The sequence below is a fragment of the Allokutzneria oryzae genome, assembly GCF_042429765.1.
GTDB lineage: Bacteria > Actinomycetota > Actinomycetes > Mycobacteriales > Pseudonocardiaceae > Allokutzneria > Allokutzneria oryzae.
Window position 1 is genome coordinate 610,706 of the sequence record NZ_JBHLZU010000018.1, and the last position, 21,537, is coordinate 632,242.

General features: G+C 71.2%; 16 protein-coding genes. 12 read left to right on the forward strand and 4 right to left on the reverse strand.

The genetic code is table 11. The features are described 5' to 3' along the window. The first annotated feature begins 98 nt into the window (after positions 1-98). From ACFFQA_RS22055 to ptsP, 10 genes are all read left to right on the forward strand, one after another. On the forward strand, positions 99-2,279 hold the full coding sequence (locus tag ACFFQA_RS22055) for an MMPL family transporter (RefSeq protein WP_377855242.1): 2,181 nt from the start codon (positions 99-101) through the stop codon (positions 2,277-2,279). A 241-nt stretch (positions 2,280-2,520) separates the two neighbouring features. Then, positions 2,521-5,070 carry an MMPL family transporter gene (locus ACFFQA_RS22060; protein WP_377855245.1) on the forward strand — a complete coding sequence of 850 codons (2,550 nt, stop codon included), beginning with the start codon at positions 2,521-2,523 and terminating at the stop codon, positions 5,068-5,070. Between the two features lie 259 nt (positions 5,071-5,329). Further along, on the forward strand, positions 5,330-6,316 hold the full coding sequence (locus tag ACFFQA_RS22065) for a LacI family DNA-binding transcriptional regulator (RefSeq protein ID WP_377855945.1): 987 nt from the start codon (positions 5,330-5,332) through the stop codon (positions 6,314-6,316). After that, positions 6,316-7,956 (forward strand): sugar ABC transporter ATP-binding protein, encoded by a 1,641-nt coding sequence (locus ACFFQA_RS22070; RefSeq protein ID WP_377855248.1) that lies wholly within the window; start codon positions 6,316-6,318, stop codon positions 7,954-7,956. The genes ACFFQA_RS22065 and ACFFQA_RS22070 overlap by 1 nt, the downstream gene beginning before the upstream one ends. After that, positions 7,953-8,915 carry an ABC transporter permease gene (locus ACFFQA_RS22075; protein WP_377855251.1) on the forward strand — a complete coding sequence of 321 codons (963 nt, stop codon included), beginning with the start codon at positions 7,953-7,955 and terminating at the stop codon, positions 8,913-8,915. Before ACFFQA_RS22070 ends, ACFFQA_RS22075 begins: the two co-directional genes overlap by 4 nt. Before the next feature lie 31 nt (positions 8,916-8,946). After that, positions 8,947-9,891 carry a substrate-binding domain-containing protein gene (locus ACFFQA_RS22080; protein ID WP_377855254.1) on the forward strand — a complete coding sequence of 315 codons (945 nt, stop codon included), beginning with the start codon at positions 8,947-8,949 and terminating at the stop codon, positions 9,889-9,891. A 49-nt stretch (positions 9,892-9,940) separates the two neighbouring features. After that, positions 9,941-10,876 carry a substrate-binding domain-containing protein gene (locus ACFFQA_RS22085; RefSeq protein WP_377855257.1) on the forward strand — a complete coding sequence of 312 codons (936 nt, stop codon included), beginning with the start codon at positions 9,941-9,943 and terminating at the stop codon, positions 10,874-10,876. Next, positions 10,873-11,778, forward strand: a complete 906-nt coding sequence (locus ACFFQA_RS22090) for a ribokinase (RefSeq protein ID WP_377855260.1) — start codon at positions 10,873-10,875, stop codon at positions 11,776-11,778. The genes ACFFQA_RS22085 and ACFFQA_RS22090 overlap by 4 nt, the downstream gene beginning before the upstream one ends. Then, on the forward strand, positions 11,775-12,164 hold the full coding sequence (gene rbsD, locus ACFFQA_RS22095) for a D-ribose pyranase (RefSeq protein ID WP_377855263.1): 390 nt from the start codon (positions 11,775-11,777) through the stop codon (positions 12,162-12,164). Before ACFFQA_RS22090 ends, rbsD begins: the two co-directional genes overlap by 4 nt. A 253-nt stretch (positions 12,165-12,417) precedes the next feature. Next, a complete protein-coding gene (ptsP, locus tag ACFFQA_RS22100) occupies positions 12,418-14,070 on the forward strand; it encodes a phosphoenolpyruvate--protein phosphotransferase (protein WP_377855266.1) in 1,653 nt (550 codons plus the stop codon). Between the two features lie 200 nt (positions 14,071-14,270). Here ptsP and ACFFQA_RS22105 read toward each other — a convergent pair whose 3' ends face one another. The 3 genes from ACFFQA_RS22105 to macS are packed head-to-tail and all read right to left on the reverse strand — an operon-like array spanning position 14,271 to position 16,632. After that, positions 14,271-14,849: a DUF1707 SHOCT-like domain-containing protein gene (locus ACFFQA_RS22105; RefSeq protein ID WP_377855269.1), complete on the reverse strand. Its 579-nt coding sequence runs from the start codon at positions 14,847-14,849 to the stop codon at positions 14,271-14,273. After that, positions 14,842-15,516, reverse strand: a complete 675-nt coding sequence (locus ACFFQA_RS22110; RefSeq protein ID WP_377855272.1) for a response regulator — start codon at positions 15,514-15,516, stop codon at positions 14,842-14,844. The genes ACFFQA_RS22105 and ACFFQA_RS22110 overlap by 8 nt, the downstream gene beginning before the upstream one ends. Continuing rightward, the gene (gene macS / locus ACFFQA_RS22115; protein ID WP_377855948.1) at positions 15,517-16,632 is read right to left on the reverse strand and encodes a MacS family sensor histidine kinase; all 1,116 of its coding nucleotides are present in this window, start codon (positions 16,630-16,632) and stop codon (positions 15,517-15,519) included. Positions 16,633-16,815: 183 nt separating this feature from the next. On the opposite strand from macS, the gene ACFFQA_RS22120 reads away from it, so the two are divergent. Continuing rightward, positions 16,816-18,018, forward strand: coding sequence for a GGDEF domain-containing protein (locus ACFFQA_RS22120; protein ID WP_377855275.1), 1,203 nt, complete (start codon positions 16,816-16,818; stop codon positions 18,016-18,018). Here the strand turns inward: ACFFQA_RS22120 and ACFFQA_RS22125 are convergent. Then, a complete protein-coding gene (locus ACFFQA_RS22125) occupies positions 18,015-19,073 on the reverse strand; it encodes an AI-2E family transporter (RefSeq protein ID WP_377855278.1) in 1,059 nt (352 codons plus the stop codon). The two genes, ACFFQA_RS22120 and ACFFQA_RS22125, sit on opposite strands and share 4 nt — an antisense overlap. 197 nt (positions 19,074-19,270) lie before the next feature. On the opposite strand from ACFFQA_RS22125, the gene ACFFQA_RS22130 reads away from it, so the two are divergent. Further along, entirely contained in the window at positions 19,271-21,487 is a 2,217-nt protein-coding gene (locus tag ACFFQA_RS22130) for a translocation/assembly module TamB domain-containing protein (protein ID WP_377855281.1), read from the forward strand. Positions 21,488-21,537 lie beyond the last annotated feature (50 nt).

Below are 21,537 nucleotides of genomic sequence, written 5' to 3' on the forward strand. Positions count from 1 at the left end.
TCATGTCCAGGTAAGTGAACACCGTTTACTGACTGCTCCGGCTCTCGCACGTTAGCCGCAGCGCCCTCCGGACCACCAGTTAGCCAGGAGGCCCGACCGTGTTCGTGTCGTGGGGATCCGTCGTCCATCGTCGTCGCTGGTTGGTGGCGGTCGCGATCGTGCTGTTCACCGTCGTTGGCGGAGCCTGGGGAGCAGGTGTCTTCGGCGCGCTCTCGCAGGGCGGCTACGAGGACCCCAGCAGTGAAGCGGCCAGGGCGACCGCGACCGCCAAGGAGGCGCTGGGCAGACAGGGCGGCGACCTCGTCGTCATCTACACCGCGCCGGACGGCGGCACCATCGACGACCCCGCGCTCGGCGAGAAGATCACCGCCAAGCTGCGCGCGTTGCCCAAGGACAAGGTCGACTCCGCGCTGTCCTACTGGGACACTCGCGCGCCGCAGTTCGCCGACGCCGACAAGCAGCGCGGGCTCGCGGTGATCACGATGCGCAGCGGCGACGAGAACGAGCGGATCAGCCAGTACCCCGAGCTCCGGGACCAGCTCCAGGTCGACGGTGTGCGCACGCAGATCGCCGGGTTCGTGCCGATGGCCGCCGCGATCAACGAGACCACCCAGTCCGACCTGATCAAGGCCGAGATCGTCTCCGTCCCGCTCACCCTGGTCCTGCTCGTGGTGATCTTCGGTGGCCTGGTCGCGGCGTCGCTGCCGGTGGCGGTCGGCGGACTGGCGATCCTCGGCTCGCTCGGCGTGCTGCGGATCATCGCCTCGTTCACCGAGGTGAGCACCTTCGCGGTGAACGTGGCCTCGCTGCTCGGGCTCGGCCTGGCCATCGACTACGGGCTGTTCATGGTGGGCCGCTTCCGCGAGGAGATCGCGGCGGGCCGCAGCACCCCCGACGCGGTGCGCCGCACGGTCGGCACCGCAGGCCGGACCGTCGCGTTCTCGGCGACGCTGCTGATCATCGCGCTCGCCGGACTGATGCTGTTCCCGCAGGGCTTCCTCAAGTCCGTCGCGTACGGCGGCATGTCGGCCGTCGGTATCGCCGCGCTGGTCTCGCTGACCCTGTTGCCCGCGCTGCTGGGCATGCTCGGCAAGCGCGTGGACTCGCTCGGCCTGCCGTGGCGCAAGAAGGCCAAGTCCGCCGAGGACGAGGGGCGCGGCTGGCGCAGGCTCGCCGGTGGCGTGATGAAGCGCCCGGTGACCGTCGCCGTGCCGATCGTCGCCGGGCTCCTGTTGCTCGGCGCTCCGTTCCTCGGCGCGAGCTTCGGCGCGGTCACCGAGAAGGTGCTGCCCGCCTCCGACGCCACGCGCCAGGCAACCGAGACGCTGAACTCGCAGTTCCCCGGGCTGGCCAACGACGGCGCGCAGCTGGTGCTCAAGGGCCGCGACGGCAAGGCGCCGGACCAGCAGGCCCTCGGCCAGTTCATCGCCGCGGTCGACAACGTGCCCGGCGTGAGCGCCGTCCAGCCCACCGGCGCGGCCAAGGACGTCGTCACGCTGACCGCCAAGCTGCCCGGTGACTCCATGAGCGATGCGGCCAAGGAGGCGGTCAAGGCGATCCGCGCGGTGCAGCCGCCCGCGGGCACCGACCTGCTTGTCGGCGGGATGACCGCACAGGTCACCGACTCCCTCGACGCGATCATCGAGCAGTTGCCGCTGATGGCCGTCGTGGTGGTCGGCGCGACGCTGCTGCTGATGTTCCTCGCGTTCGGCTCGTTGTTGCTGCCGATCAAGGCCGTGGTGATGAGTGCGCTGAGCTTGTCGGCGACTTTCGGTGTGCTTGTGTGGGTCTTCCAGGACGGCCACCTCGCGGACTGGATCGGCGTGACGCCGGGTCCGCTGGAAGCCGGGATCGTGGTGCTGATGGCGGCCGTGGTGTTCGGCCTGTCCACCGACTACGAGGTCTTCCTGATGTCCCGGATGGTCGAGGCGCGGGCCAAGGGCGCCAGCACCGAGGAGGCCGTGAGCACCGGCATCGCCAAGACCGGCCGGGTGATCAGCGCCGCTGCGATCCTGCTCATCGTCGTGACCGGGGCTTTCGCCTTCTCCAACGTGGCGATGATGCGCTTCGTCGGGGTCGGCATGATCCTCGCGCTGGCGCTGGACGCGACGATCGTGCGGATGCTGCTCGTCCCCGCCGTGATGAAGCTGCTCGGCAACGCGGCATGGTGGGCGCCGGGGCCGCTCAAGCGGTTCCAGCAGCGGGTCGGCCTCCAGGAGTCCGAGGACCTGCCCGAGGGGACGTCGGAGCGGGAGCGTTCGCCGCAGCCGGTAGGCTGAGAATCAAGATCAAGTGGCCTTTCACCCAGGCGTGTCTGCCACCCTGGGTGAAAGGCCCTTTTCAATATCAAACTTCTTTCTGTGACGCTATCGTTAACCGATACGCCTGAGTAGCCTCTCCCTGGTTCCACCGTTTGGCCTAAGTGCCCAGGACATCTCCTACTGAGAGTGATTGATTCGCTGCTCATGGACGGGTCGGCCGACGGTCGTGTTGCCGGACTGCCGCCATCCGGAGGGGCTCGTGTTCGCTGCCTGGGGTTCGATAGTTCATCGCCAACGCTGGCTGGTCGTCGCGACCGTGCTGCTGGTCGCCCTGCTGGGCGGGGCATGGGGCAGCGGGGTCTTCGACCGGCTCTCCCAGGGCGGCTACGACGATCCGACGAGCGAGGCGGTGCAGGCGACCAAGGCGGTCGAGAGCTCGCTCGGCAAGCCCGGCGGCGACTTCGTCGCGATCTACACGGTTCCGTCGGGGGGAACCGTGGACGATCCCAAGCTGGGGCAGCGGATCACCAGCAGGCTCAGCACCCTGCCCTCGGACAAGGTCAGCAAGGTCGTCTCCTACTGGCAGGCGCCGAACCCGCAGTTCGCCACGCCCGACAAGCGCAGGGCCGTCGCGGTGTTCACGCTCGCGGGCGCCAACGACGACGAGAAGCTCGCCGCGTTCGACGAGGTGCGCGGCATGATCTCCGTCGAGGGCGCCGACACCACGGTGACCGGCTACTACGCGCTCGGCAAGGAGATCAACGAGACCTCGCACAACGACCTGGTGCGAGCCGAGCTGATCTCGCTGCCGGTCACCCTCGTGCTGCTGGTGCTGTTCTTCGGCGGCCTGGTCGCGGCGTCGCTGCCGGTCGCGATCGGCGGTCTGACCATCCTCGGCTCGCTCGGCGTGCTGCGGCTGCTCACCACCTTCGGCGACGTGAACACCTTCGCGGTGAACGTGGCCTCGCTGCTCGGGCTCGGCCTGGCCATCGACTACGGGCTGTTCATGGTGGGCCGCTTCCGCGAGGAGCTGGCGGGCGGGCGTTCCACCGCCGACGCCGTGCAGCGCACGGTCGCAACGGCCGGTCGCACCGTCGCCTTCTCCTCCACCCTGCTGGTGATCGCGCTCGGCGGGCTGCTGCTGTTCCCGCAGGCGTTCCTCAAGTCCGTCGGCTACGGCGGCATGGCCGCGGTCGGCATCGCCGCCGTGCTGTCCCTGACCCTGTTGCCCGCGGTGTTCGCGCTGCTCGGGCGCAGGGTCGACGCGCTGTCGATGCCGTGGCGGCGCGGAAAGGGCACCGTCCAGCACCGCGAGTGGCCGGGCTGGCGCAGGCTCGCCGACTGGGTGATGAAGCGCCCGGTGTTCGTGGCGATGCCGATCCTCGCGCTGCTGCTCGTGCTCGGCGCTCCGTTCCTCGGCGTGAACTTCGGCGCGGTCACCGAGAAGGTGCTGCCGCGGGAGAACACCGCCAGGCAGTCCGCTGAGCAGCTGATGAAGGAGTTCCCGCAGCTGGGCGCGGACGGCGCGCAGATCGTCCTGCGGGGCTACGAGGGCAAGGCACCGAGCCAGGAGACGGTCCGGAAGTTCATGGCCGAGGTCGGCAATGTGCCCGGCGTCCACGACGTCGTGCCCGGCCAGGCGGCGGGCGATGTCGCGACGATCAGCGCCAAGCTGCCCGGCGGCTCGCTCAGCTCCGAGGCCAAGACCGCCGTCGCCGACCTGCGCAACCTCTCCGAACCGGCGGGCACCGAGGTCATGGTCGGCGGCCGCACCGCCGAGGTGGTGGACAGCCTCGCCGCGACCGCGGCCCAGCTGCCCTGGATGGTCGCGCTGGTCGTCGGCGCGACCATGGTGCTGATGTTCCTGGCCTTCGGGTCGGTGATGATGCCGATCAAGGCGGTCGTGATGAGCGCGGTCAGCCTTACGGCGACCTTCGGGGCCCTGGTCTGGGTGTTCCAGGACGGCCACGGCGCCGACCTGCTCGGCGTGGAGCCCGGACCGCTGGAGGCCGGGGTCGTTGTGCTGATGGCGGCCGTGGTGTTCGGCCTGTCCACCGACTACGAGGTCTTCCTGATGTCCCGGATGGTCGAGGCCCGCGAGCGCGGCGCGACCACCGAGGAGGCCGTGAGCATCGGGCTCGGCAAGACCGGCAAGGTGATCAGCGCGGCCGCGGTGCTGCTGATCGTGGTGACCGGCGCGTTCTCGTTCTCCGACATGGCACTGATGCGCTTCATCGGCATCGGCATGATCCTCGCGCTCGCGCTGGACGCGACGATCGTGCGGATGTTGCTGGTCCCGGCACTGGTCAAGCTCCAGGGCGAGTTCACCTGGTGGGCACCGGCGTCGCTGCGGCGGCTCCAGCAGCGGATCGGCCTCCAGGAACGCGACGAGCTCGACGAGCTGGTGCCCGCGGCGGCCAAGGGGCTGGACACCACCGTGACCACCCGGCTGCCCCGGCTGGCCGAGCGCGCGATCGCCGCGGCCTCGGTGGTGCTGGAGCCGGAGCTGATCCAGACCGTGCGCAGCGCCAAGCGGGACTTCCTGCACCGCCTGGAGCCGTTGCGGCCCGAGCTGTTCCAGTACTGCCTGCGGCTGGCAGGCGACATCAACCACGCCGAGCGGCTGGTGCAGGAGACCATGGCGCGCGCGTTCGTGGCCTGCACCGAGTCCGCGCAGCCCGGGATCGACCGGCCGCTGCCGTGGCTGATGCGGATCGCCACCAAGACGCACGTGGACTCGTGGCTGCGGCGGGTGCCGCCGGCGACCGGCAGGCTCGTCATGCAGCGGACGGTGCAGCTGGTCGGGTGAGCACGCTGAATGGATGACGCGGACGGCTACAGAGCCGGTCCGCGTCATCTCGTTCAGTCACCTGGGTGTCATCCGGTGAGCCGAACGAAGGAGGCTGATCGGACACATTCGTCACCTGTTTCGATTCAGCGGAGAATCCTTCTTGTGTATTCGATTAACCGGGTCGTGTAATCGAATACACGCGCGGGCTGTGTCACGGTGAGAACTCACCAAGGCACGGCCCGTGATCACAGTGGGAGGAGCGCCAACGGTGGCCACGATGAAGGACGTCGCGCGTCGCGCGGGCGTCTCCACCGCCACCGTCTCCAGGGTGCTCAACGGCCACTCCGCCCCGACCCCTGAGACCCGCGCCAGGGTGCTCGCCGCGGTCGACGCGCTGGAGTACCGGCCGAACGTGCTGGCCCGCTCGCTGCGGGTGCACTCGACCCAGACCCTGGGCCTGGTCATCAGCGACCTGCTCAACCCGTTCTTCGCCGAGATCGCCCGCGCCGTCGAGGACGAGGCGCGCAAGCACGGCTACGTTGTGATCTTCGGCAACGCCGACGAGAACGTCGAGCAGCAGGAGCGCTACGTGCGCACCCTGCTCGACCGCAGGGTGGACGGCCTGCTGGTCTGCCCGGCCACCGACGACGACAGCTGGGTCGCCGAGGTCACCGGCCGCAACGTGCCGCTGGTGCTGCTCGACCGCCGGATAGACGTAGGTGGTGCCCCAGTCGTCTACGCGGACGGTGCCGCCGCGCTGCGCGAGCTGGCGGCGCACCTGGTCGGGCTCGGACACCGCCGGATCGGCGTGATCTCCGGTCCCGAGGACACCAGCACCGGCCGCGAGCGGCTGCACGCGTTCAACGACGCGCTCCGCGCTCTCGGTCACCCGCTCTCCCCCGACATGGTCACGCACGGGGACTTCCGCAGGCGCAGCGGGGCGAACGCGGCGTCGTCGCTGCTCGGCCAGCCGGACCCGCCGACCGTGCTGGTCGCGATGGACAACCTGATGGGGCTCGGCGCGCTGGAGGAGCTGCGCAGGCAGCGCAGGCGCATCCCGGACGAGGTCGGCCTCGCCATCTACGACGACCAGCCGTGGTTCCCGCTGTTCGAGCCCGCGATCACCGTGGTGGCCCAGCCCACCGAGGAGATGGGCGGTGCCGCCGTGCGCAGCCTGCTCGCACTGATCAACGGCGATCAGCCCGGCGAGGTGCACCTCGATGCCCGCCTCGTTGTCCGGGCGTCCTGTGGAGAGAGGCAGTGATGAGCCCCCAGGCGTTGAGCACCGAACTCCTTCGCGTCGAAGGCATCACCAAGCGCTTCACCGGTGCGCTGGCCCTCGCCGACGTGGACTTCGACCTGCGCTCCGGCGAGGTGCACGTGCTGCTCGGCGAGAACGGCGCCGGCAAGTCCACGCTGGTCAAGGTGCTCGCGGGCGCGCACAGCCCGGATGCGGGACGGATCGTCGTCGGCGGCGAGGAGGTCCGGCTCGGCTCACCGCAGCAGGCGGCGAAGCTCGGCATCGCCGTGATCTACCAGGAGCTGACCCTGGTGCCCGACCTCTCGGTCGCGGAGAACCTGTTCCTCGGCAGGACGCCCCGCCGCTTCGGCTTCGTCGACCGCGCCCTCGTCCGCCGCCGTGCCGCCGAGATGCTCGACCGCGTCGGCCTGCGCGTGGACCCGGCCACCCCGGTGCGCGAGCTCGGCATCGCCCAGCAGCAGATGGTGGAGATCGCGCGGGCGCTGGACACCGACGCCAAGGTGCTGGTGCTCGACGAGCCCACCGCGGTGCTCACCGAGACCGAGACCGACCGGCTGCTGGAGATCATGGCCGAGCTGCGCGAGCAGGGCGTCGGCCTGGTCTTCATCACCCACCACCTGGAGGAGATCCGGCGCGTCGCCGACCGGATCACCGTGCTGCGCGACGGCCGCAGCGTCGGCGTGCTGCCCGCGGGCACCAGCGTGGACGAGATGGTCCGGACGATGGTCGGCCGCACCATCTCCGAGCAGTACCCGAGGCGCGCGCAGCGACCGGGCGAGGTGCTGCTCAGCGTCTCCGGGCTCACCCGCGCCGGTGCGTTCTCCGACGTGTCCTTCCAGGTCAGGGCCGGTGAGGTGCTGGGGATCGCCGGACTGGTCGGCTCGGGGAGGACCGAGGTGGCCAGGGCGGTCTTCGGCGTCGACCGGTACGACTCCGGCGAGGTCGTTGTCGCGGGCAGCAGGCCGCCCGCCGGTGACGTGCGCGCGGTGATGCGGGCCGGGCTCGGCCTGGTGCCGGAGGACCGCAAGGGGCAGGGCCTCGTGCTCACCTCCAGCGTCGGCGAGAACCTCGGCCTGGTCACGATGCGGGCCGCGACCAGGTGCGGCTTCGTCGACCGCGGCGCGCAGCGCACGCGCGCCGCCGAGATGGCGGGCAAGCTCCGGGTGAAGACCGCGGGGCTGGACCAGCCGGTGCGCGAGCTCTCCGGCGGCAACCAGCAGAAGATCGTGATCGGCAAGTGGCTGATGGCCGACGTGAAGGTGCTGGTGCTCGACGAGCCCACCCGCGGCGTGGACGTCGGCGCGAAGGTCGAGATCTACGAGCTGGTCAACCAGCTGACCGCGGCGGGGCACGCGGTGGTGCTGATCTCCAGCGACCTGCCCGAGGTGATCGGGATGAGCGACCGCGTCCTGGTCATGTCGGCGGGCCGGGTCGCGGGCGAGCTGCCAGCGGAGGAGGCCACCCAGGACGCGGTGATGGCGCTCGCGGTCTCGGCGACCCCGTCCTCCGTCGCGGCCAAGCCCACGCGCTGGTCGCACGCCGAGGGCTTCTCCGACAAGTGGCGGGAGGCGGAGAGCTCCACCCCGCGCCCGGCGCTGCCCGAGGAAGCCGCACCCCACACAACGCAGGAGCAGGCGAGATGACGACCATGGTGGCCCGGGGCAAGGGCCCGAACCTGGGACGGCTGCTGTCCGACAACGGCGCGCTCGGCGGCCTGATCGTGCTCGTGGTGGCGCTGTCGGTGATGGCGCCGAACTTCCTCACCCCGCAGAACCTGCTGAACGTCGGCGTGCAGGCCGCTGTGGTCGCGGTGCTCGCCTTCGGCCAGACGTTCGTGATCGTCTCCGGTGGGATCGACCTCTCGGTCGGCAGCGTCGCAGCGCTCTCCGGCATGGTCGCGGCCTGGTCCTTCACCGAGGCCGGGCTGCCCGGCTGGCTGGCGCTGGTCGCGGGCCTGGCGACCGGGCTGGTGGCCGGACTGGTCAACGGCGCCCTGGTCAGCTACGGCAGGCTGCCCGCGTTCATCGCGACCCTGGCGATGCTCAGCGTGGCGCGCGGGCTGACCCTGGTCGTCTCCGACGGCACCCCGAAGTCCACCCCGGACGAGATCACCGCGCTCGGCAGCACCATCGGCGACTACCTGCCGGTCCCGCTGCTGGTGATGCTGCTCGTGTTTGGGCTGACCGGAATCATCCTGACGCGCACCTACGCGGGGCGCACCATGTACGCGATCGGCGGCAACGAGGACGCGGCACGCCTGTCCGGCATCAACGTGCGCCGCTCGACGCTGGTGGTCTACGGCCTTGCCGGGGTGTTCGCCGCGGTGGCCGGGCTGCTGCTCGCGGGCCGCCTCGCCTCCGCGGGTCCGCAGGCCGCTGTCGGCTACGAGCTCGACGCGATCGCCGCCGTGGTCATCGGCGGGGCCTCGTTGTCCGGCGGTGTCGGCAGGGCGACGGGGACCTTCGTCGGCGCCCTGGTGCTCGCGGTGCTGCGCAACGGGCTCAACCAGCTCCAGGTGACGCCGTTCTGGCAACAGGTCGTCATCGGTGTCGTCATCGCCCTCGCCGTTCTGTTCGACACGCTTCGCCGCCTAAACAACTGATCTCGGTCCCAGGGACGAAAGGTAAGTCGGGATGAAGCACTTCGGTCGCCATCGGAGCGTCGTGGCCGCTGTTCTCGCCGCCACCGCGCTCACGCTCACCACGGCGTGCGACTCGGGCTCGACAGCGAACAACGGCGGTCCCGCCATCTCCGTCGCGTTCTCGGTGTCGACACTGAACAACCCGTTCTTCGTCCAGCTCAAGGACGGCGCGGAGCAGGCGGCCAAGGAGATGGGCGTCAACCTGACCATCCAGGACGCCCAGAACGACGCCACCAAGCAGATCAACGACGTGCAGTCCTTCGTCACCAAGCGGGTCCAGGTCATCCTGATCAACGCGGTGGAGACCGACCAGTCCGCCCCGATGGCCAAGGCCGCGGCCGACGCCAAGATCCCGGTGGTCGCGGTCGACCGCTCGATCAACGGCACCGTGGTCTCCGAGGTCACCTCCGACAACGTCCAGGGCGGTCAGCTCGCCGCGGAGGCGCTGGCCAAGGCCGTCGGCCCCGGCGACGTGGTGACGCTGCAGGGCATCTCGGGCACCTCGGCCAGCCGGGACCGCGACGAGGGCTTCACCCAGGGCATGGCCCTGCGCAGCAGCGTCCGCGTGGTCACCAAGAAGGGCGCGGAGTTCGACAGGGCCAAGGGCATGGACGTGATGGCCTCGCTGATGCAGTCCCAGCCCAAGCTCAAGGGCGTCTTCGCCGAGAACGACGAGATGGCGCTCGGCGCCGCCAAGGCGCTCGGCTCCCGCGCCGGCAAGGAAGTGATGATCGTCGGCTTCGACGGAACGCCGGACGCCCTCGCCGCCGTGCAGAGCGGAACCCTGGCGGCGACCATCGCCCAGCAGCCGCGCGAGCTGGGCCGCCTCGCCGTCGAGCAGGCCGTCAAGACCGTGCGCAAGGAGAAGGTTCGGCAGTTGATCGAGGTCCCGGTGAAGGTCGTGACCAAGGACAACGTCGCCGATTTCCGCAACTGACCCCGTGGTTGCGGCACTGCCAGTTGATCAGGTGAAAGGGACTACCCAGATGAAGCTCACCCGCCGGTCCGCGTTCGCGGCCGTTGCCGTGGCGACCATCGCGCTGACCGCCGCGTGCGGAGGGGGAGCCGGTGGCTCCGGCAACTCCGGTGGCGAGATCACCGTCGCGCTGTCGGTCTCCACGCTGAACAACCCGTTCTTCGTGCAGCTGCGCGACGGCGCCCAGGACGCCGCCAAGGCGCTCGGCGTGAAGCTGGTCGTGCAGGACGCGCAGAACGACCCGGCCACCCAGGTCAACCAGGTGCAGACCTTCACGACCCAGGGCGTGAAGGCGATCATCATCAACGCGGTCGAGTCCGACCAGGCCACCCCGGCCGCCAAGGCCGCGGAGAACGCCAAGATCCCGGTGGTCGCCGTGGACCGCGCGGTGAACAACGCCAAGATCGCCTCGCAGATCGCCTCCGACAACACCGCGGGCGGCAAGCTCGCCGCCGAGGCGCTGGCCAAGGCGATCGGCGGCTCCGGTGACGTCGTGGTGCTCCAGGGCACCCCGGGCACCTCCGCCGCGCGCGACCGCGGCCAGGGCTTCACCGACGGCATCAAGGCTAGCCCGGGGATCAAGGTCGCGGCGCAGCAGGCCGCCGACTTCGACCGCAGCAAGGGTCTTGAGGTCACCACCAGCCTGCTGCCCACCCAGGCGGGCCTGAAGGGCCTGTTCGCGCAGAACGACGAGATGGCGCTCGGTGCGATCAAGGCGCTGGCGGGCAAGGACGTCAAGGTCGTCGGCTTCGACGCCACCGAGGACGGCCTCGCCGCGATCGAGGCGGGCACCATGGCGGCCAGCATCGCGCAGCAGCCCCGTGAGCTGGGCCGCCTCGCCGTGGAGCAGGCCGTGAAGGCCGCCAAGGGCGAGCAGGTCACCGCCAAGGTCGACGTCCCGGTCAAGGTCGTCACCAAGGAGAACCTGGCCGAGTTCAAGAAGTGAGCTCTCCAGCGCGGGTCGTGGTCATCGGGTCGGCGAACGCCGACCTGGTGGTCGCGCTGAACCGGCGTCCTGGACCGGGTGAGACGGTCCTGGGCGCCGACGTGGTCGTCTCCCCCGGCGGCAAGGGCGCCAACCAGGCGGTGGCGGCGGGCAGGCTCGGCGCGGCGGTCGCCTTCCTCGGCGCCGTTGGCGACGACGAGCACGGTGAGCTGCTGCTCGGCTCGTTGCGCGACGCGGGAGTCGACGTCACGCACGTGGCCAGGCCCGCCCGGCCGACCGGGAACGCCTACATCATGGTCACCCCGGACGGCGAGAACTCGATCATCGTCTCCCCCGGGGCGAACTCGGCGGTCACCGAGGCCGACGTCGACGCGGCCCGGCCGGTGCTCGCCGAGGCGAAGACCCTGGTCCTGTCGCTGGAGATCCCACTGTCCGCGGTGGCCCGTGCGGTGGCGGTCGCCGTGGAGCTGGGCGTCCGCCCGGTGCTCAACCTCTCCCCGGTCGCCGAGCTGCCCGCCGAGGTGCTCGCCGTCCTGGACCCGTTGGTGGTCAACGAGCACGAGGCGGCGTGGCTGCTCGGTGACGAAGGTGAGCCGGAGGACTTCGAGCGGCTGGCCGTCCGGCTGCTGGACATCGGCCCGCGCTCGGTCGTGGTGACCATCGGCGCCAAGGGCGTTGTGGTCGCCGACCGCGACGGCGTGAGCACCGTGCCCTCGCCCCAGGTCACCGCTGTCGACACCACCGGAGCGGGCGACGCCTTCACCGGCGCGCTCGCCGGCAGGCTGGCCGACGGCGAAGGTCTGACCGAGGCCGCGCGGTTCGCGGTCCGCGTCGCGGCGACCTCCGTGACCAGGCACGGCGCGCAGCCGTCCTACCCCGGCCCGGGCGAGGTGATCGGGTGAGGCGCGGAGGAATCCTGCACGCGGAGCTCAGCGCCGCGTTGGCCCGGCTCGGGCACACCGACCGGGTCGTGGTCGCCGACTGCGGCCTGCCGATCCCGGCCGGACCGCAGGTGGTCGACCTGGCGTTCTCCTTCGGCGTGCCGACCTTCGCGCAGGTCCTCGACGGGTTGCTCGCGGAGATCGTGGTGGAGTCCGCCGTGGTCGCCGCCGAGGTCGATGCGAGCAACCCGGACTGCGCCGCCGTGCTGGCCGACCGGCTGCCCCTGGCGAGCCGGGTCTCCCACGAGGAGCTCAAGGCGCTGCTGGCCGACGCCAAGCTGGTGGTGCGGACCGGTGAGGCCAGCCCTTACGCGAACGTGGTCCTCCGCTGCGGAGTCCCGTTCTAGCTCAGGTGAGCAGGAACGCCAGGGGCGAGAGCACCATGGCCAGCAGGACGATGCCGGCGATCAGGCGGATGCGGCGGGGTTCGGTTCTCATGTCGCCGGAGCCTAGGCTGCCGATGACGCTGGGCTGCGGGGTGGTCGCTGCCTGTAACTCTTTCGGGTGGCCCCGGTTGCGCCCCGTCGCGATGCAGAAAATGTGATTCGGCGGTCCACGATCGGCGTTGACGCTGGTCCGAGGTTGGGTATGGTCTAGACCATGGCAGGGATGCAGCTCACAGGTGTCGGTGTCAGCCCTGGTCGGGCCTCGGGTCCGGTGGTTCGGGTCGCCGAACCGCTCGGTGAGCCCCTGGCCACGCCCGCGCCCGCCGACCCCGAGGCCGAGGCGGGCCGCATCGCACCGGCCGCCGCCGCGGTCGCCGACCGGCTCAACGCCAAGGCCGCGACCGTCGAGGGCGACGCCCGCGCGGTGCTGGAGACCACCGCCGCCATGGCCGCGGACCCGGCACTCGCCGCACAGGCCGCCAAGCTGGTGCGCGACCGCTCGCTGCCCGCCCCGCGCGCGGTGTTCGAGGCGGCCAACGTCTTCGCCGCGTCACTGGAGGCCGCGGGCGGCTACCTCGCCGAGCGCGCCCAGGACGTCCGCGACGTGCGCGACCGGATCATCGCCGAACTGCTGGACATCGACCCGCCCGGCGTTCCCGAGCTGGCGGGCCCGAGCGTGCTGGTCGCGCGGGACCTCGCGCCCGCGGACACCGCGGGGCTGGACCCGGCCATGGTGCTCGCGCTCGTGACCGAGGAGGGTGGCCCGACCAGCCACACCGCGATCCTCGCGCGCTCCCTCGGCATCCCCGCCGTGGTCGCGGTCCGGGGCGTGCTCGCCCTGGAGGGCGTCGCCGGGCTGGTCGTCGACGGCGCGACCGGGGTCGTCCTGGCCCCGGACGGGCCGGTCGCTGTGCTCGCCGCCGCGGTCGAGGCCGAGCCGGAGTGGGACGGCACCGGCCGCACCGCCGACGGGCAGCGCGTCAAGATCATCGCCAACGTGGGCTCCTCGGAGGACTCCACCACCTCCGTCGCCGCCGGGGCCGAGGGCGTCGGCCTGTTCCGCACCGAGTTCTGCTACCTCGCGGCGACCACCGAGCCGTCCGTCGAGGCACAGCGCGCCGCGTACGCCAAGGTCCTGACGCCGTTTCACGGGAAACCAGTCGTCGTGCGAACCCTGGACGCGGGCGCGGACAAGCCGCTGCCGTTCCTCACCCCCGAGGACGAGCCGAACCCGGCCCTCGGCGTCCGCGGCCTGCGCATCGGCCGCGAGCAGCCGGGCGTGCTGGACCGCCAGCTCGAAGCCATCGCGGGTGCCGCGGAGGACTCCGGGGCCGAGGTCTCGGTGATGGCGCCGATGGTGGCGACGGCCGAGGAGGCCGCCTGGTTCGCCGAGCGCGTCCGCGCCGCCGGGCTGCCGAGGGCGGGTGTGATGATCGAGATCCCGGCCGCCGCGCTGTCCGCCAAGGAGATCCTGGCCGAGGTGGACTTCGTCAGCCTCGGCACCAACGACCTCGCCCAGTACGTCTTCGCCGCCGACCGGATGCTCGGCGCGCTCGCCGGCCTGAACGACCCGTGGCAGCCCGCGCTGCTGCGGCTCATCGCCCTGGTCGGCGAGGCGGGCGCGGAGCTGGGCAAGCCGGTCGGCGTCTGCGGCGAGGCCGCCGCCGATCCCGCGCTGGGCTGTGTCCTGGTCGGGCTCGGCGTGTCGAGCCTGTCGATGAACGCCGCGGCGCTGGCCAGGGTCGGCTCCACGCTGGGCGGCGTGACCACGGACTCCTGCAGGCAGGCCGCCAGGGCCGCGCTCGCCGCCGGTGATCCGGCTCGGGCCAGGCAGGTGGCGCGAGCGGCGCTCGGCCTGGGGGCCTAGGTCGTGTCCTGCACGTGGTAACACCACCGCACCACCCCCTGGCGCCCTCACCGGCGTGCCCCTCATGCCGCGTTGTGGAGCTTTAACGCGCTTTGGGAGCGCTCTCACGCACGTTAAGGCGACACAACGCGAAAACCTCGACCACGCGCACACCGGGGGCCGGGCCAGGCAGGTGGTGCGAGCGGCGCTCGGCCTGGGGCCTAGCCCCGGAACCAGGAACGCAGGCCGCGGCGCCGCTTCGGCGGCGGCAGCACGGTCACCGACCCCATCCGGACGGTCCCGGTCAGCACGAAGTGCGGGGTGCCGCGGTGCTCGCCGGGGCCGATCTTGTCGGTCACCGTGGACATCACCGGCACGAGCTCGTCGAGGTTGACCGTCGCGCCCGCGGGCAGCACCAGCGTGGTCGAACCCGCCGTGCTGTCCAGCCGCACGGTCACCACCGGCTCCGTGATCACCGCCTCGGTGAAGTCCAGCTTGCTCGTCCCGAGGTTTCCCCGCAGCACCAACGTCCTCGGCACGACCCACCGCCCGGAGCGCTGCACCGTCGACCCGGTGTGCCGCAGTTCGAGGGAGCCCTTGGCGGCGGCCGTGTCCAGCACCATGCCCGGGATGTCCATCAGCACCGCGTTCAGCTCCGCGCGGACCACCGACGCCGACGCCCGGGTGGAGCGCTCGCTGAACTCCGACAGGGACAACCGTCCCTGTCCGACCGCGCGTTGCAGCAGGTCGAGAACGTGCTCGCGCTCGGCGTCGGAAACCCGCAGATCCCGGTCACTCATCAGGATCCCCGTCCAGTCCGTGCTCGATCGCGTACCTGGCGAGCTCGACGCGGTTGTGCAGCTGGAGCTTGCGCAGCGTGGACTGCACGTGGTTCTCCACGGTGCGGTGCGAGATCACCAGCCGGTCGGCGATCTGCCGCGCGGTCAGCCCCTTGGCGACCAGCCGCAGCACCTCGGTCTCCCGGTCGCTGAGCCGAGGGGTGCCCGGGTCGGACTCCGGTCCGGTGGCCGCCATCCGCCGGTACTCGCCGAGCACCAGCCCGGCCAGCCCCGCGGTGAACACCGCGTCCCCGGACGCCGTCCGCCGCACCGCGTCGACCAGCTCCTCCACCGAGGCGGACTTGAGCAGGTAGCCGGAGGCCCCCGCCTTCACCGCCTCCAGCACGTCGCTGTGCTCGCCGCTGGCCGAGAGCACCAGCACCCTGGTCTCCGGCAGCTCGGCGGTGATCCGGCCGGTCGCGTCCACACCGGTGCTGCTGCCCATGTTCAGGTCCATCAGCACCACGGCGGGCCGGACCGTGCGGGCGATCCGCACCGCCGACTCCCCGTCGCTGGCCGTCGCCAGCACCTCGAACCCGCGTTCGGCCAGGTCACGGGCCACGCCGTTGCGCCAGATCGGATGGTCGTCGACGACCATCACCGACACCGCAGCCGTTGCCTCGTTCATCTACTCTCCCCCTCGTCGCGCTGTCTGCCGCTCCCGCCGCACCCGCACCTCCCACTCGACGCCGTCCCCTGGCGCGGTCAGCAGGGCAAGGCTGCCACCCAGGTCGGTCACCCGCCCCCGGATCGACTGGGCGACGCCCATTCGTCCCTCGGCCTCGGCCTCGGCCAGCCGCCCCTCCGGGATGCCGGGGCCGTCGTCACGGACGCTGAGCACCACGTCGTCGCCGAGATCCTCCAACAGCACCCACGCCCTCGCCTCCGGTCCGGCGTGCTTGTCCGCGTTGGACAGCGCCTCGCGTGCGATGGCGACCAGCTCCACCGCGGTGCTCGCGGGCAGCCGCACCGCGGTGGCGGGCACCGAGACCTGGACGCGAGGTGTGGCGAGCACCTGGAGCTGCGGGCCGAGGTCGACCTCGCCGTCCTCCGTGGACTCCGGGGGCGCCGCCGAGACCAGCGACCGCAGCGCGACCTCCTGCTCCCCCGCCAGCCTCGCGAGCTCCGCCGCCTCACCACCGAGCTCGGCCCCGCGCCTGCGGACTCGCGCGAGCACCTGGAGCACGCCGTCGTGGATGGACCGGGCGAGCCGCTCGCGTTCCGCTGTCGCCGCCTGCGCCCGCAGCGCTCGGTGCAGCTGCGCCGCGGAGCGCTTCGCCGTCACCGATGCCCAGCCGATCACGAAGCCGACCGCCACCAGCATCACCGTGTCCCTGGCGATGTCGGTGTTGAAGTAGCCCCTGACCAGGAAGCTCACCAGCGCCACCAGCCCGCCCGCGAGCACGCCGCCCGTCTGGCCGCCGTGCACGGCCGCCGCCACGATGCAGCTCGCCGCCCACACCGTGGTGACCAGCGGGCTCGTGGTCTCCAGATATGCCCTATCCAGAACGAGCGCCGACAAGCCGATGAGAACTGAAGTAAGCAGGACGTCGACGAGGACGATCCGGGCCTGACGTCCGGACTCCCTGCTGTAGGCGCAAGCGGTGAGGACGGTCCAGCCCGCCATCACCCCGAGCACCAGCCAGCCCAGCCAGGGCCGCTGGTACTCGCTTTGGTGAAGGAGCAAGCCCACGGTGGCGAAAACGAAGGTCCCGACACGCAGCAACACCGCACCACGCCACATCGGGGCCAGCGTGTCCGCACCCGCTACCGGTAGCTGCAAGGCGTCCCCCCTTCCAGTGTCACCACGGGTCATCCTGCCCGTTGTGTGGGCCGAGCCTCATCTCCGGGTGAAGTCCTCCTCGCACCGCCACCGTCTGTGCCACGCTGGACGCGTTCTGCTGCATGTGCCTTGGGGGAGGGCCGCGTGCGCGATCTGCCGTTGCTGAGCCTGCGCAGGCCGGCGTTGTTCTACTGGTGCCTGGTCTACGCGGTGGCCGTCGGTGTCTTCCTGACCAGTGCCTTCGGGGGGCCACCGCCGACCGAGGAAGAGATCCGTGACTTCGGTGCGCTGGCAGGGGTTTCCGCGCTGGTCATCGTCGTCACCTCGGCCTGTGACCCGTTCCGCGCGGAGACGCCGCAGAACCTGTGGGCGGTGCACGTCTCCTACCTGCTGGCCGGAGTGCTGACGCTGCCGTCGAACCTGGTCGTGCTGCTGATGATCGGGCCGGTGTTGCAGGGGGTGCTCGAACAGCGCCCGGAGCCGCACCGCTGGCTGTTCACCACGGCGGCCACGACGGTCGCCACCTTCGTGGCCTGTCTCGTCGCGGGCACCTGTCCGAACCACTACGAGAACAACATCCTCGGCTCCGTGATGGTCGGAGGGTCGTTGCTGGGCGCACGGGCGCTGCTGGTCGGCTGCGGGTTCTGGCTCCGCAAACCGCGCGCACGGCCGCACGAGGTCTTCGGCGAGCCGCTCGACATGGGTGTCGGCGTCGTCGCGGTGTGCATGGGCACGCTGACCGCGATGGTGCTGCTCGCCGACCCGCTCGCGGTCATCCTGCTGGCGCCGCCGCTCGTCCTGCTCGGCAGGGCGACGCAGCTCGCGCAGTGGCGGCGCTCCGCGCAGCGCGACGCGAAGACCGGTCTGACCAACGCCGTGCACTGGAACAGGCTGGCGCGCGAAGTGCTCGTCCGCATGCGGGCCAGGCAGGACACGGCCGCGGTGCTGCTGCTGGACCTCGACCACTTCAAGCGGGTCAACGACGAGCTCGGTCACCTCGCGGGCGACTCCGCCCTCGCCGCGGTCGCCGAGCTGCTGCAGCGCGTCGCACCGCGCCGGGACCTGGTCGGTCGCTTCGGTGGTGAGGAGTTCGTGATCCTGCTGCCCAACACCGACCCGGTCGCCGCGGAACGGCAGGCCGAGCGGATCAGGCTCGCGGTCTGCGGGCTCGCGGTGCCGACCACTGCCGCCGACGGCCACCCGCACCTGCTGACCGGGCTGACCCTCAGCATCGGCGTCGCGACCTCGGCGCGCTTCGGCTACGAGCTCAGCGATCTGATGGTCGCGGCCGACTCGGCCCTGCTGTCGGCGAAGAACGCCGGCCGCAACCTGGTGACCTTCGCCTAGTCCTTCTTCGCTTCGCCGCCGTCGGGGACGGGTTCGAGCGCCTCCCTCTCGGTGGCGTACAGCGAGCGGATCGCCGCGCTGATCACCGCGAGCACCGGGACCGACAACAGGGCGCCGACCAGTCCCGCCAGTGCCAAGCCGCCGACGATCGCCACCACCACGGCGAGCGGGTGCAGCTGCACCGCCTTGCCCAGCAGCAGCGGCTGCAGCACGTGGCTCTCCAGCTGCATCACCGCGACGACGATGATCAGCACGATCAACGCGGACACCAGGTCCTTGGCCACCAGCGCGACCAGCACCGCGACCGTGCCCGCGAGCAGACCGCCGACGATCGGGATGAACGCGCCGAGGAAGACCAGCGCGGCCAGCGGCACCGCGAGCGGAACCCCCACGACCAGCAGGCCGATGCCGATGCCGACCGCGTCGACGACCGCGACGAGCACGGTGGCCTTGACGTAGCTGGCCAGCGAGTCGAAGCCCTTGGAGCCCGCAAGGTCGACCCGGTGCCGGATGCGGCTCGGCACGGCCCTGAGCAGCCCCCGCCAGATTCCCGCGCCGTCGTGCAGGAAGAAGATCAGGGTGAACAGCACCAGCAGGAAGCCGGTGAGGATCTCGCCGACCGTCGCCGCGGTGGACAGCGCACCCGAGGTGATCACCGAGGTGTTCGCCTTCACCGCGTCGATCGCCTGGTTGATGTAGCCGTTGATGTCGTCGCTCGTGAGGTGCAGCGGGCCGTTGATCAGCCACTTGCGGATGGTCTCCAGGCTCTCCGTCACCTGGTTCTGCAGGTCCGGCAGACCTTCGATGAAGGCGGTCACCACCGAGGTGAGCACCCCGATCACCAGCGCGAGTCCGCCGACGAGCACCACGGTCGTCGCCGCCCAGCGCGGCACCCTCCACCGGACGAGCGCGGTCACGGCCGGTCCCATCAGCGCCGAGAGCAGTAAGGCGATGGCGATCGGGATGACCACGGTGGCGAAGTACGCGGCGAGGTAGCCGAGCACGACGAGCGCGCCCGCGATGACCAGCAGCCGCCACGACAGCGCTGCGCTCACCCGGATCCCGTAGGGGATCGGTTCGTCGGCGTCCCGACGGATCGGAGTCGGTTCAATTTGTCTGGGAGCGCTCACGGTGCTGACGGTAGTGCCAATCACGCCGGCGCGTCCGCTCATCACGGCTTGGTTCGAGGCCTTCACACCATGGCCGCGAACCGGTGTGATCAATGCTCACCAGCCGGGGGCGGAGGGATCGTGTGAGCGAGTACGTCAAACCGTCGGATCTCACCGAGGCCGAACGTGAGGTGTGCCGCGCGTTCGGGGCGGGAGAGCGGCTCGTCCTTCCGTTACCGGGCAAGACCGACCGCCAGGTCCGCGCGGGTGTGCTCGTCGCGCTGCTGACCGACCTGTACCGGGTGAAGGTGACCGGGATCCCCGCACTGCGGCTCGCCGGTGCCCGGATCACCGGCGAGCTCAACCTGGAGTCGGTGAAGGTCGCCTACCTGATCGAGCTCGCCGGCTGCGTCTTCACCAACCAGGTCGACGTCCGGATGGCACAGCTCGCCGGGCTCCGACTGCCCGGATCGCGCGTGCCCGGGGTCAAGGGCAAGAACCTGCGGGTGGAGAGCGACCTCGTGCTGGAGGCCGGGTTCATCTGTCACGGCTGCCTCGATCTCACCGACGGCTCGGTGCAGGGAACCCTGCGGCTGGCGGGCGCGGTGCTGCGCAGTCCCCAGGGGCACGCGCTGCTCGGTGCGCGGCTGCACATCTCCGGCTCGTTGCAGGCGACCGCGATGCGCGCGACCGGAGAGGTGCGGCTGCGCGGGACGAACGTCGGCGGCAGCGTCCACCTCGGCGGCGCGTACCTGTCCAACCCGGAGGGCGACGCGCTCGAAGCCTCCGGGGTCGTGGTCACCGGCAACCTGTTCTGCGACGGCGACGGCGGCCGGTTCACCGCCGAGGGCCGGGTGGTGCTCGCGGGGGCGCGGATCGGTGGCGACGCCGTGTTCTCCGGCGCCCGCCTGCGGACCCCGCAGGCGCTGGACCACCAGGTGCTGGTCATGCCGAGGGGCATGGCCGACACGACCGCCTCGTTGGTGGCCGACCGCATCCAGGTCGACGGCAACGTGGAGATGGACAGCGGCTTCGCGGCCTCCGGCTCCGTCCGCGTCCCCAACGCCACGATCGGCGGCTACCTCCGGCTCTCCGGCTCCTGCCTCGGTCGCGCGGAGTCGGTGGACGGGCTCGACGACCAGGGCATCAAACCGGTGCAGCGGGTCCCGCTCGCCTTCATCGCCGACGGCATCGAGGTCGGCGGGGACCTCGAGGCGCGCGGGGTCGGTGGCGACGCCCACGCGGCCGCCGGTGAGCGCAACGGCCCGATGTGCGCCTACGGACAGGTCCGGCTGGTGGACGCCAAGGTGCGCGGCAGCGCCAGCCTCTCCGGGGTCCACCTGCACGGCCCCGGCATCGACTCCCTGTTCGCCGACCGCCTCGACATCGGCGGAACCCTGTTCCTCCGGCACATCCGCGCCACCGGGTCGATCCGGCTGCAGAACGCCAGCATCGGCTCGACCCTGGACTGCACGGGCGCGCACCTGACCAAGCCGCGCCTGCGCCCCGACGGCTCGCTCAAGCCGTCGCTGGACGCGCGGGTGGCCATGGTCGGCAAGGACCTGTTGTGCACCCACGGCTTCCTGGCCAGCGGCGGCGTCCGGGTGCGCCTGGTCGAGGTGCACAAGATGGCCAGCTTCACCGGCTCGGTGCTGGGCAGCGCGGAGAGCCGGATCGCGCTCAACGCCTACGGGCTGTCCGCGCAGCAGCTCGTGGTGCGCTTCGCCGAACCGCCGTCGGGGCGGGTGATCCTGACCAGGGCGACGGCGGTCTCGGTGACCGACGGGGAGTTCCTGTGGGCGGCGTCCGGCGGTGTCAACCTGGAGGACTTCCGGTTCGAGGCGATCACGGCGCAGCCCGAGGTCGGCGTGCGCACCAGGCTGAGGTGGCTCCGGCGGGTCATCCCGGACTTCGCGCCGGGTCCCTACGACCTGTTCGCCACCTTCTACCGCCGCTCCGGCCACGAGGAGCGCGCCGTGCGCGTGCTGCTGGAGAAGCAGCGCAGGCGGCACTGGGAGCTGGGCCTTGCGGGCAAGTTCTGGGGGCTGCTCCAGGAGTGCACGGTGGGCTACGGGTACCGGCCGTGGCTGGCCATGATCTGGATCGCGGTGTTCTGGCTGGTCGGCGGCCTGTGGTTCGCCGACCACCGGATGCAGCGGCTGGACGACGGGCAGAACCCGGAGTGGAACCCGTGGCTGGTCTCGGCCGACCTGCTGCTGCCGATCATCAACCTCGGCCAGGACAACATGTGGGCCTTCACCGGCCCGTCGCAGTGGGTTTCCGGTGGTCTGGTGGCCCTGGGCTGGGTGCTGGCGTCCACGGTCGCTGCCGGTGCGACGCGGGTGCTGAAGCGGACCTAGGAAATCTGTCTGGAGTAATTAACCTAGACAACCTTGTTCGGCGTGCCGAA